The organism is Rhizobacter sp., from assembly GCF_046595475.1.
Lineage (GTDB): Bacteria > Pseudomonadota > Gammaproteobacteria > Burkholderiales > Burkholderiaceae_C > Rhizobacter.
The window spans coordinates 19,102-31,005 of sequence record NZ_JBKJOQ010000083.1; the positions used below are offsets into that span (position 1 = coordinate 19,102).

An 11,904-nucleotide genomic window follows, 5' to 3' on the forward strand; every position below is an offset into this window, starting at 1 on the left:
CCTGTGAAGCGTTAAGCCTGTGGCTGCTTGTTTATGTCTCCTCAGACCCCCGCCGGTGCCTGGCACACAAGAGGTGCCAACCGCGAGTGGGCGGACTTTAGGACGCTCGCTTCATGCACACACTAGGGGTTTTCCTGCGCCAACTTAGGGCCTCGCCGCGGGCAATCGAAGTGCCACTTCGGTGCCTTGTGTCAGCACGCTGGTCACGGCCACGCTGCCCCCGTGCAGCTCGACGATGCGCTTGACGATGGCCAGGCCCAAGCCCTTGCCCCCTTCGCTCGTGGCGGGGGCCACCGTGTGGCGCGCCTGGTAGAAGCGGTCGAACAGGTGGGGCACGTCGGCCTCGGCAATGCCTGGCCCGGTGTCGCCCACACGCACCAGCACCTCGCCACCCTGGGCTTCGGCTTCTACCGTGATACGCCCCCCCGCGGGGCAAAACTTGAGCGCGTTGTCGACCAGGTTGGCGACGGCGCGCTCGAACAGCTCAACATCGACCGCCGCCCCCACGGGCTGCTCGCTGTGCAGGGCCTCCAGCGTCACGCCTTGCTGGGCGGCGCGCTCGGCGAAGCGCGCGGCAATGTCAGCCAGCAACTCGTGCAGGTCGACCCTTTCAAGGCGCAGCTTGAAGGTGGGCTCGTCGAGCGTGGCCAGGTCGCCCAGCGACTGCACCATGCGCGAGGCATTGCGCGTGTTGCGCAGCGCCACCTCGGCCATGCGCTGGTCGTCTTCGCGCGCGGGGTCACCGGCCCAGCGCGCCTGCAGCGTTTCAAGGCAGGCTGTGGTGGCGGTGAGCGGCGAGCGCAGATCGTGCGACAGGTTGCTCACCGCCTCACGGCGGAAGTGGTCGAGGCGGCGCAGCGCGTCCCACTGGCGGCGCAAGGTGGTGAGCATGGCGTCAAAGGCCAGGGTGAGCTGGCCGAACTCGTCACGCGTGGCCACGGGCAGCAGCGGCTGCGCTTCGGCTGCGCCCTCTTGCAGCCCCTTTTCCGACAGGGCCGCCACCGCGCGGGTCAGGCGCTTCAAGGGGCGCGTCACGGATGCGATCACCACGGCCGCCAGCAAAGTGGTGAGCGCCATGATGGCGGCGATGAGGCCCATGGCCGGGCGCGCGAAGCTCACGCGAGCCGCCTGCCATCGGCTGGCGGGCAGCCCCTCTTTGTGGCAAACGAGGTAGAGATAGCCGGCCACGGTGTCGGCGCTGCGGATGGTCGGGCGGCCCACCGGCCTGGCGGTGACGATGGCGTCGGCGTCCATGCGCTCGGGGTCGTCGCCCATCACATAGGGCATGCCGGGCGCAACCGCCTGGCGCACCGGGCCCATGGCCACCTTGAAGTCGGGTGGCAGCTTCACCGAGCCGGTGCTGGCGAGCACGGTGCCCTCGGTGTCGAGCAGGTAGAGCTGGGTGTCGGGCTCGAACAGCACCAGGTTCTTCAGGAAAACGGTGAAGTCTTCGGGGTAGCGCTCGTGCAGGTCGAACAGGTTGTCGTAGGTGGCCACCACGCGGGTCAGAAAGGCCGAAGCGCGCTGGTAGGTGGTCTCGTGCTCGAAGCGCTGGAAGGCGAAGACAACGGTGGCCAGCACCGCCAGGGCGGTGACGAGGCCGGTGGCAAAGATGGTGAGGGCGATCTTGAGGCGAACGCTCATCTGTGGATGTCGGCGAACGAATCGGGGGGCCGAGCGCCGGGCCGCTCCCACGCTGGCCCGCATCCCCACGGGGGATCGCTCAACGCACCCGTTGGGCGAGGGGTTGTCATGCTCACAGGGGCGCCTCTCTCATCTTGTAGCCCGCCCCACGCACGGTCAGGATCAGCTGCGGCCGCATCGGGTCGGCCTCCAGTTTGGCGCGCAGCCGGTTGATGTGGGTCGTCACCGTGTGCTCATAGCCATCGTGCGTATAGCCCCACACCGCATTGAGCAACTGCGCCCGCGAGAACACATGCCCCGGGTGGCTGGCGAAATGCAGCAGCAGGTCGAACTCGAGCGCGGTGAAGTCGAGCGCTTCGCCTCGCCAGCGCACCTGGCGCTTGGCGGGCAAGATCTCCAGGTCGCCATTGCGCAACGCAGCGGGTTGCATGGCCGCCCCCGACTGCGCCGCCTGCAGCAGCGACGCGCGGCGCAGCAGCGCTTTCACTCGCGCCAGCAGCTCGGCCAGCGAGAAGGGCTTGGTGAGGTAGTCGTCGGCACCCAGCTCCAGGCCCAGCACGCGGTCGAGCTCGGTGGCCTTGGCGGTGAGCATCAGGATGGGAGTATTGCGGCCGCGCGCGCGCAGAGCTTTGCACACCTCCAGACCGTCCAGGCCCGGCATCATCAGATCGAGGATCAAGAGGTCGCTGGCCTGCTCGTTCTGGCTCGCCAGCGCCGCGGGGCCATCGTTGGCCGTGATGACCTGGTAGCCGGCGTTGCGCAGGTTGAGGGCAATCAGCTCGCGGATGTCGGTCTGGTCTTCGGCAACGAGGATGGTGGCGGGCATGGCGGAATTGTCGCGTCTGACCCGCCCTTCTTACGCAAATGTGATCTTCCTGTGATGTTCGGTGACGCTCGTGCGAGGTGTAGCCGCGACAGTCTCCCTACCGAATCGCAACCTCAACGCAACCCCAGCGAACCCCGCAGGAGCCCCCCATGACCGCCACCGCCAGCGCCGCCTTCAGCCCTTCCTTCATGCCTGTCTCTTGGCATGAAATGGTGTCGCACCGCGGTTACCTGGTGCGCTTTGCCCAGCGCAAGCTGCACGACCCCATGCTGGCCGAAGACGTGGTGCACGACGTGTTCGAGGCCGTGATCTCGGGCCGCGCGGCCTTTGCCGGGCGCGCGGCGCTGCGCTCATGGCTCACCGCCATCCTGAAACACAAGATCGTCGACCTGGTGCGCAGCCGCGTGGGCCTGGACAGCCTGGACGAGCAGGCCCTCGACGACGCCACGCTTGCCATGCAATGCCCCCAACCGCAGCCCGACGAGGTGGCCGAGCAGCGCGAGCAGCTGCGCCACATGCTCGCGCGCATCGATGCGCTGCCCAGCGGCCTGCGCGACGTGATGCAGCTGCGTGTGCTGCAAGACCAGCCCACCGAAGCGGTGTGCAGCACCCTGGCCATCAGCGAAGACAACCTCTTCGTGCGGCTGCACCGGGCGCGCAAGCAGCTGATGAGCTGAGCGGCTGACGCGCGCCGCTGGCACGCCATCTGCAAGGGAATTTGCAGCGGTATCCTCACCGCAAATTCCCTCTGAAAGGCCCGCCATGCCCACGCCCATTCCCGCCACCCTCATCCCGGGCGACGGCATAGGCCCCGAGATCGTCGACGCCACCCTGGCGGTGCTGGCCGCCGTGGGCGCGCCCTTCGTCTGGGATCACCAGATCGCCGGCCTGCGCGGCGTGGCCGTGGCCAACGACCCGCTGCCACCCGCCACGCTCGACAGCATCCGCCGCACCCGGCTGGCGCTGAAGGGCCCACTGGAAACACCCTCGGGCAGCGGCTATCGATCGTCAAACGTGCGGCTGCGTGAAGAGTTCAAGCTCTACGCCAACCTGCGCCCGGCGCACACCATCATCCCGGGCGGGCGCTACGACAACATCGACCTGGTGATCGTGCGCGAGAACCTGGAGGGCCTGTACATCGGCCACGAGCACTACGTGCAGATCGACGACGACCCGCACGCGGTGGCCATGGCCACCGGCATCAACACCCGCGCCGGCTGCCGCCGATTGCTGGACTTCGCCTTCCAGCACGCGATTGCCACCGGCCGCAAGAAGGTGACCATCGTGCACAAGGCCAACATCATGAAGGCGCTGACGGGCATCTTCCTCGAAACGGGTGAGCAGCTGTACGAGCAGAAGTACAAGGGCCGCATCGCGATGGAAACCATCATCGTCGACGCCTGCGCCATGAAGCTGGTGTTGAACCCCTACCAGTTCGACGTGGTGGTCACGACCAACCTGTTCGGCGACATCTTGTCCGACCTGGTGGCCGGGCTGGTGGGTGGCCTGGGCATGGCGCCGGGCGCCAACATCGGCGCCGACGCGGCCATCTTCGAGGCCGTGCACGGCTCGGCGCCCGACATCGCGGGCAAGGGCATTGCCAACCCGACCGCCTTGCTGCTGGCCGCGGCCATGATGCTCGACCACGTGAAGCTGCACGACATGGCCGAGCGCGTGCGCCGCGCCATCGACGACACGCTCAACATCGACCAGGTGCGCACCGGTGACCTGGGGGGCAAGGCCAGCACGGCCGAATACACCAAGGCGCTGGTGGCGCGGGCAGCGGCAGCCTGAAGCGCCCGGCGTGGAAGGTGCCGGCGCGGGTGTCTTTCGTCACTTTTCCGCTTTGGCCGCCGCGACCGGCTGACGCGCCAGCCACTGCGCCGCTTCGTCCGCAGTAAGCGGCGCGGCGTAGAGCGAGCCTTGCAGCACATCGCAGCCCGCCGTGCGCGCGGCCAGCGCCTGGGCTTCGGTCTCTATGCCTTCGGCCACCACAGCCAGGCGCAGCACACCGGCCAGGTTGCAAATGGCTTTCACCACCGCCGCTGCCTCGACGCCGGGCAGTGGCTCGATCAGGGTGCGGTCGATCTTGACCGTGCCGACCGGCAGGCTGCGCAGCATGTTGAGCGACGAGAAGCCGGTGCCGAAATCGTCTAGCGCCACCTCTATACCTTCGTCGCGCAGCTGCTGGATCTGCTCACGCGCTTGGTCGAGGTGGGTGACTGCAGCGCTCTCGGTGATCTCCAAGGTGAGCAGCGCGGGCGGCACGCCGTACTGGCGCAGGGTATTGGCCACCATGTCCGGAAAAGCGGGGTCTAGCAACTGCACCGGCGACACGTTCACCGCCACCGGCAGCAGCGTGGTGCCGGCGTCGCGCCAGCGAGCCAGCTGCTGGCAAGCCTGCGCCAGGATCAGCCGGCCCAGCGGCACGATCAACCCGGTGCGCTCGGCTGCCGGGATGAACTCGTTGGGCCCGATGCGGCCCAGGCCCGGGCGATCCCAGCGCACCAGCGCCTCGAAGCCCACCAAGGCTGCGTTGTGCGCGTCGACCTTGGGCTGGAAAAAGAGCAGGAACTCGTCGTTGCTGACACCGGCACGCAAGGCCTGCTCGGCGTCTAGCACCACGCCCGAGCCGCGCTCGAAGCGCTCTTGCGCAAACTGCAGCGAGGTGCCGGGCACGGCCTTGGCCTGGTGCATGGCGGCATTGGCCGCACGCAGCAAGGCCTCAGGGTCGCGCGTGGTGCCGGGGTAGAGGGCCACGCCCATCGACACGTCAAGATAGAACTCGTGCGACTGCACGGTGAGCGCACGCGACAGGCGCTTGCGCACGCGCTGCACCAGCGCATTGGCGCTGGTCTCGTCGTGCGCGGTGCGCGACAGCAGGGCGAACTCGTCTTCGCCCAGGCGCATCAGCTCGGCGTCGCCATTCACCGCCTGCTGCAGGGTTGACGAGAGCGAGCGCAAGACTTCGTCGCCCACCGAGTGGCCGTGGGCTTCGTTGAAGAGCTTGAAGCGGTCGATGTCGAGCAGCACCAGGGCGAAGGCGCTGTCGCGCACGCCGCACAGCACGCGCAGGCGGTGCAGCAGGGCGCTGCGGTTGGGCAGGCCGGTGAGCTCGTCGTGCGTGGCCTGGTGCAGCAGGGCCTGGGTGGCGTTGTGCTGCGCGGTCTCGTCGGTCACCACCACCTGCTCGGCGGGGCGGCCGTCCCAGTCGATGCGCCAGGCGGTGAAGCGCAGCTGGATGGGCGTGCCGTCGAAGCGGTAGCGCAGGCCGTCCCAGCTCGCTTGCACCAGCTCACCCGAGAGGATGCGGCGGTGGCGCTCGCGCGCCGCTGCGCGCTCGGCCTCGGGCATGGTGGCGTCGCGCCACAGCGTGTTCACCTCGGCCAGCGACGACAGGCCGTAGATGCGCAGCAGCGCGGGGTTGGCGTAGCTGAGCCCTTCGCCCTGCACCACAGCAACGCCCTGGTGCGAGCGCTCGGTGAGCTGCTGAAAACGGTCACGCAGGCGGCGCGACTCTTCAGCCGACCGGCTCACGGCCGCATGCAGCAAGGCCAGGCCCAGCGTCAGCCGCAGCACGGCTGCGATGGTGGCCTGCACGGGCACGCCCGCCGCGCCTGCCACCACGAAGGTGAACTGGTTGGCGCCAATCAGGATCAGCAGCAGGCCCACCAGCCGCTCGGCCGCGCCCTGGCGCCACAGCCAACCCAGCGCGACCATGCCGGCAGCGATGTGCAGCGCGGCACCCACCGACTGCGCCAGGCGCGGGTGCACTTGCAGCAGCATCGCGCTGGTGAGCAGCAGCGCGACGATCAACCCGGCCACGTGCAGGCGCTTCGGTGAGAAGCCGGCCAGGCGAGCACTGCCCAACATCACGAGCGCGAGGTACAGCGCCGACAGCACGGTCATCGCGACCATGCCGATCGCCTGACCGACCGGCGAAGGAAGGCGCAACACCACATAGGCCAGAGGCACGAATACCTGTGTCAGGTAGGCCCAACCCAGGTCGCGCGAAAACACCTGCCGCTCGTCGCGCCACCACGCCAGCAGCAGCGTGATGCCCACGATCAGGTTGACGGCAGCGTTGAAAGCGAGCGGGTAATTCAAGTCAGGCACGCTCATTCGCCGGCCAGGATCCAGGCAGCTGCGCGCTCGGCAATCATCAGCGTGGGCGCGTTGGTGTTGCCGCTGGTGATGGTGGGCATGACGCTCGCGTCCACCACCCGCAAGCCGCGCACGCCGTGCACACGCAGACGCGCGTCGACCACGGCCAGCGGGTCGGCCTCGGAGCCCATCTTGGCCGTGCCCACCGGGTGAAAGATGGTGGTGCCGATGTCACCGGCCAGCTTGGCCAGCTCGTCGTCGCTCTGGAACTGCGCGCCGGGCTTGACCTCTTGCGGCTGGTACTTCGCCAGTGCGGGCTGCGACACGATGCGCCGCGTGACGCGCAGCGACTGGGCGGCCACGCGGCGGTCAGCTTCGGTGCTGAGGTAGTTGGCGCGAATGCTGGGCGCGTCGTTAGGCGAAGCACTCTTGATCTGGATCTGCCCGCGGCTCGTGGGGTTGAGGTTGCACACGCTGGCGGTGAAAGCGTTGTAGGCGTGCAGAGGCTCGCCGAAGGCGTCGAGCGACAGCGGCTGCACGTGGTACTCGAGGTTGGGGTGCGGCTGGTCGGGGCTGCTGCGCGTGAACGCGCCGAGCTGCGAAGGCGCCATGCTCATCGCACCCGAGCGCTTGAGCGCGTACTCGAGGCCGATCATCGCCTTGCCCCACAGCGAGTTGGCCTGGGTGTTGAGCGTCTTCACGCCTTGCACGCTGTACACCGCGCGAATCTGCAGGTGGTCTTGCAGATTGCCACCGACACCCGGCAAGTGGTGCTGCACGGCAATGCCGTGGTGCTGCAACAGGCTCGCCGCGCCTATGCCCGACAGCTGCAGGATCTGCGGCGTGCCCACGGCGCCGGTGGCCAGGATCACCTCGCCACGCGCCTTCACCTGAATGGGCTCGCCCTTTCCGTGCGGCAGCACCTCTACACCTACGGCTCGCGGCGCGCCGTCGCTTCCGGTTTCCAGCAGCACACGCGAAGTGTGCGCACCGGTCCAGACTTGCAGGTTGTCGCGCTCCTGAATTGGCCGCAGAAACGCCTTGGCCGCGTTCCAACGTATGCCTTTGCGCTGGTTGACGTCGAAGTAGCCCACGCCTTCGTTGTCGCCGCGGTTGAAATCGTTGCTGTGAGGAATGCCGGCTTCTTGTGCGGCCTGCGCGAAGGCATCGAGCACGTCCCAGCGCAGGCGCTGCTTCTCTACACGCCACTCGCCGCCTTGACGCTCGCCCTTGGGGTCGAAGCCAGGGGCCGCATGCACCTCGTCGGCGCCTTTGTGGAAGTCTTCGTGCTTCATGAAGGCCGGCAGACACTCGCGCCAGCTCCAGCCTTCGTTGCCGAGCGCGCCCCAGTGGTCGTAGTCGCGTGCCTGGCCGCGCATGTAGATCATGCCGTTGATGCTGGAGCTGCCACCCATCACCTTGCCGCGCGGGTAGCGCAGCTTGCGGCCATTCAAGCCCGGGTCTTCGTCGGTGTAGTAGAGCCAGTCGGTGCGCGGGTTGCCGATGCAATAGAGGTAGCCGACCGGAATGTGGATCCACAAATAGTCGTCGTTGCCACCCGCTTCGATCAGCAGCACGCGCTTACTGGCGTCTGCCGAGAGCCGGTTGGCCAGCAGGCAACCCGCCGTGCCGGCGCCGCAGATGATGTAGTCGTAAGTCGAAGGTTTCACGTAAGGCCACTCTGCAGTTCGCCGCAGAGTCTAGCCGTCGCAACCCCGGTATCGACTACTCGGCAACAGCAGGTGTTGCTGGCGTGCGCAAGAGGCTGTACCAGTCGACACGGCGGGTCAATGTCATGACGCCTGCCAGCACAGCGAACAGCAGCACCGAGCCGATGACGAGCGCGGTCTGCTCCATCTGCAGCAGCGCATAGAGCGCGCCATACAGCGCGGCCACCCCGGCCCCGAAGCCGAGGCCCGCGCGCCAGCCGCGCAGCAGGTGGGCGCCATAGAAGCTGAGCAAGCTCACGCAGGCGATGCTGGCCACTGCATACGAGAGGGCAAACGGCAAATGCTCCGACAAGCTGAGCAGCAGCAGGAAGAAGATGCTGAGCGCACTGCCCACCAACAGGTACTGAATGGGGTGCACGCGCAGGCGGCGCATCACCTCGACCATGCCGACTGCAACGAAAGTCAAAGCAATGAAGAGCAGGCCGTACTTGATGGCGCGATCGCTCAGCGAGTAGGGGTTGACGGGGTCGATGAAGGACACGTTGAACGACTCGATGCACTTGCCCTCAGTGGCATCGCTGTCGCAGAGCGCGGCGCCGCGAGCGAAGTCGAGCGGCGCGGTGGTGGCCAGCGACGAAACCTGCCAGGTGGCGCTGAAGTTTTTCTCGCGCACCTCGCGCGTCACCGGCAGGAAGCGGCCGCCGAACGACGGGTGTGGCCAGTTGGCGTCGAGCTGCACGCGGGTGTCGTCGGCGACCGGCGCGACAGCGAGGTCGGTGGTGCCCACCAGCTCCAGCGTCACCTCGGCACTGAGGGGCTGCTCGCGCTGGCGCAGCGCCTCGGGCAGCACGGCATGGAAGCCACGCGGGTGGCTCTTGTGTGTGGTGCCGGCGGCCACGGGCAGGCTGGCGCTGCCCACTTGCACGAGGGCCTGGCGAATACCGCGTGCATCGCTCACGCCCACCATCAGCACCGGGGCCTGGCAGGCCAAGCGGCCGCCCGCGTGTTCAGCCACCGGGCGCAGGCCGGTGAGCGGCGCCCAATCGGCCTTCAGAGTGGTCTTGGCAGCGTAGGTGTTGATCTTGAAGAGCCCGCGGTAACGCGGCTCCATGTTCACATTGGCCACCACGCTCAGCTGGTGCGGTGTGGCGCTGAGGCTGAACTCGCGCCGGCCGGTGCTGACAGTGCGGTCCTTGCCTTCACCACTTACGGCGTCCCATTCCTCGACGCAGCTGCTGTGCAGCACCGGCCCGAGCAAGGCCTGGCGGCCGGCCTGGCTTTGCTCGACGCTGGCTTCGGCTTCGCGAAAGCGTTGCTGTCGTTCGTCAGCGAGGTAGCCGATGCGTGCCAGCGCCAGCATCAGCAGGCCCACGATGGCGAGGACGGCAAAGGTTTTGGCGACGAGGGGGTTGATTTTCATGCGGGCTCCAGAGGTGAAGCGACGCAATGTCGCCCCGGGCCATGAAGCGCGAATGAAGCCTGCGTGAAGTGAACCAGCGCGCTTGTCAGCGCAAGGTGCTGGCCAGGATCGGGAAGAGCTTGATCAGCCCATCGGACATCACCTCGACCGCAAGCGCGGCCAGGATCAGCCCCATCAAACGCGTCATCACATTGATGCCGGTCTTGCCCAGAACCCTGGCAATGCGCCCCGACGCGCTGAAGGCCACCCACACCGCGAGGCCGATCACCACGCCGTAGCCGACCAAGAAGGCGATCTCCCACCAATGCTGCGTCTTGTCGGCGTAGATCACCATGGTGGAAATGGTGGCGGGGCCGGTAAGCAGCGGGATGGTCAGCGGCACCACTGCGATGCTGTCGCCGGCGTCGACCTTGGTGTTGCCTTCGGTCACGTCTTCCTGGCGCGTTTCGGCCGGCTGGGCGTTGAGCATTTGCAGCGCCGAGATGAGCAGCAAGGTGCCGCCGCCGACCTGGAACGACGCCAGCGAAATGCCAAAGAACTCGATGATCTTCAGGCCCGCCACCGCACTGACCGCAATCACCACGAAGGCGCTGAAAGCGGCCACGCGGATGGTGCGCTGGCGTTGCTCGCGGCTGAAGCCTTCGGTGAAATGGATGAAGAACGGGATCACCCCGATCGGGTTCACGATGGCCAGCAAGGCCACCAGCGGCTTGTAGATTTCCATGCCGTGATTTTGCTAGAGCGCTGCGAGCGCACGCAGATAGCGCAAACCCGGCACAGCGCGCGGGCCATACCAGCTGAGCAGCTCGCCGTCCACGCGCTGCACTTGCGCCTGCGGGCACAGCGCCTGCGCCTGCAGCAAGTGCTCATCGGTGAAGTGAAAAGGCTCGGAGCTCAGCAGCACGCGCTCGACATCGGCGAGCCAGGGCTCGTCGCCACGCAAGGCGGGGTAGCGCGCAGCGCCGTGCGGCCCGCCGTCGATGGCGGGCTCGGTGCACCACCGAATGCGCGCGAGCATGCGCGAGAGGTAGGTGTCGCGTGCAACCGTCATCCACGGGTCGTGCCAGATCAGATAAAGCACGCGGCGCTCCGGGCGACCGGCGGCTTGCGTGAGCGCAAGCTCTTCGGTCAGGGCCGCGCGCAGGGCCCGTGCCCGCTCGGCCACCCCCGGCTGGCCGGCAAACGTTTTGGCCAATTGGTCGACCAAGGCCAGGTTGTCTTCAGGGCCACAAGGGTGGGTGACGACGATTTCGGCATTCCAGGACTGAAGCGCCTGGGCGGTATCGAGGCGGTTTTCATCCACATTGAGCAGCACATGGGTGGGGGCCAGCCGTCGCAATTTGGTGAGATTGACGTCTTTGGTGCCGCCCACTTTGGGAACATGACGCAATTGGGGTGCCGGGTGTATGCAAAAGCCCGTTCGCGCCACCAGGCGATCAGCCAAACCCAGTTCGACCACCAATTCGGTAAGGCTTGGGACCAGGCTGGCGATGCGCACGTTCATGGGGCCAAAGCGGCAAGTGGGGCCTTGCCATCATAGGGATGGCGCATATCGATACCCGACGCTCAAATGCCCTTCCCCGAAAACAACACTTTCAAGTCGGTCGTATTGCAGGGCTTTCCACTATTTGCACCGCTTTGCGCAATTACTTGATAATGGAATTTCCCGGTATGGATGCAGCGCCTTCGCTTGAATGGTTCAGGATAGGTAGAAGCTCCACATTTGTTCTCTGAAGAAAGGCGCTCTCCATGGGCAATAAACTTTACGTCGGCAACCTCGCCTACAGCGTTCGCGACGAGGATCTCCAACAAGCATTCGCACAGTTCGGCACTGTCTCATCTGCCAAGGTGATGATGGACCGCGACACCGGCCGCTCCAAGGGCTTCGGCTTCGTGGAAATGGGCTCTGACGCCGAGGCCCAATCGGCCATCAACGGCATGAATGGCCAGGCCCTCGACGGCCGCGCGCTGGTCGTCAACGAAGCCCGCCCGCGCGAAGAGCGTCCGGGTGGCTTCGGCGGCGGTGGTGGCGGTGGCCGCTCCGGTGGTGGTGGTGGCGGCTTCGGTGGTGGTGGTGGTGGCGGTGGCCGCTCCGGCGGCGGCGGCTTTGGTGGTGGTGGCAGCTCCGGTGGTGGTGGTGGCGGCTACGGCGGTGGCGGCGGTGGCCGCTCCGGTGGTGGTGGTGGCGGCGGCTACGGGGGGGGTGGCGGTGGGCGCTCCGGTGGTGGTGGCGGCAGGTA

10 protein-coding genes are annotated in these 11,904 nt (G+C 67.1%); 3 read left to right on the plus strand and 7 right to left on the minus strand.

Features of this window, described 5'->3' with window-relative positions; translation table 11 throughout:
- Positions 1-144 precede the first annotated feature (144 nt).
- Positions 145-1,644 (minus strand): sensor histidine kinase, encoded by a 1,500-nt coding sequence (locus AC30QB_RS14260; RefSeq protein WP_489546893.1) that lies wholly within the window; start codon positions 1,642-1,644, stop codon positions 145-147.
- 112 nt (positions 1,645-1,756) lie between these two features.
- Entirely contained in the window at positions 1,757-2,470 is a 714-nt protein-coding gene (locus AC30QB_RS14265; protein ID WP_489546894.1) for a response regulator transcription factor, read from the minus strand.
- Positions 2,471-2,619: 149 nt separating this feature from the next.
- Here AC30QB_RS14265 and AC30QB_RS14270 point away from each other — a divergent pair, with 149 nt between their 5' ends.
- Positions 2,620-3,147 (plus strand): RNA polymerase sigma factor, encoded by a 528-nt coding sequence (locus tag AC30QB_RS14270; protein WP_489546895.1) that lies wholly within the window; start codon positions 2,620-2,622, stop codon positions 3,145-3,147.
- 85 nt (positions 3,148-3,232) lie between these two features.
- A complete protein-coding gene (locus tag AC30QB_RS14275; protein WP_489546896.1) occupies positions 3,233-4,264 on the plus strand; it encodes an isocitrate/isopropylmalate dehydrogenase family protein in 1,032 nt (343 codons plus the stop codon).
- Between the two features lie 39 nt (positions 4,265-4,303).
- Here AC30QB_RS14275 and AC30QB_RS14280 read toward each other — a convergent pair whose 3' ends face one another.
- The 5 genes from AC30QB_RS14280 to AC30QB_RS14300 all read right to left on the minus strand — a co-directional run bounded on the left by AC30QB_RS14280 (position 4,304) and on the right by AC30QB_RS14300 (position 11,168).
- Positions 4,304-6,592, minus strand: a complete 2,289-nt coding sequence (locus AC30QB_RS14280; protein ID WP_489546897.1) for a putative bifunctional diguanylate cyclase/phosphodiesterase — start codon at positions 6,590-6,592, stop codon at positions 4,304-4,306.
- On the minus strand, positions 6,589-8,244 hold the full coding sequence (locus AC30QB_RS14285; RefSeq protein ID WP_489546898.1) for a GMC family oxidoreductase: 1,656 nt from the start codon (positions 8,242-8,244) through the stop codon (positions 6,589-6,591). The genes AC30QB_RS14280 and AC30QB_RS14285 overlap by 4 nt, the downstream gene beginning before the upstream one ends.
- 55 nt (positions 8,245-8,299) lie before the next feature.
- On the minus strand, positions 8,300-9,664 hold the full coding sequence (creD, locus tag AC30QB_RS14290; protein WP_489546899.1) for a cell envelope integrity protein CreD: 1,365 nt from the start codon (positions 9,662-9,664) through the stop codon (positions 8,300-8,302).
- Positions 9,665-9,749: 85 nt separating this feature from the next.
- A complete protein-coding gene (locus tag AC30QB_RS14295) occupies positions 9,750-10,388 on the minus strand; it encodes a MarC family protein (RefSeq protein WP_489546900.1) in 639 nt (212 codons plus the stop codon).
- 12 nt (positions 10,389-10,400) lie between these two features.
- The gene (locus AC30QB_RS14300; RefSeq protein ID WP_489546901.1) at positions 10,401-11,168 is read right to left on the minus strand and encodes a helical backbone metal receptor; all 768 of its coding nucleotides are present in this window, start codon (positions 11,166-11,168) and stop codon (positions 10,401-10,403) included.
- Between the two features lie 245 nt (positions 11,169-11,413).
- Between AC30QB_RS14300 and rbp the strand changes: the two genes are divergently transcribed.
- Positions 11,414-11,904, plus strand: a 491-nt coding sequence (gene rbp / locus AC30QB_RS14305) for an RNA-binding regulator (RefSeq protein ID WP_489546902.1), incomplete at its 3' end; no start/stop codon positions are given.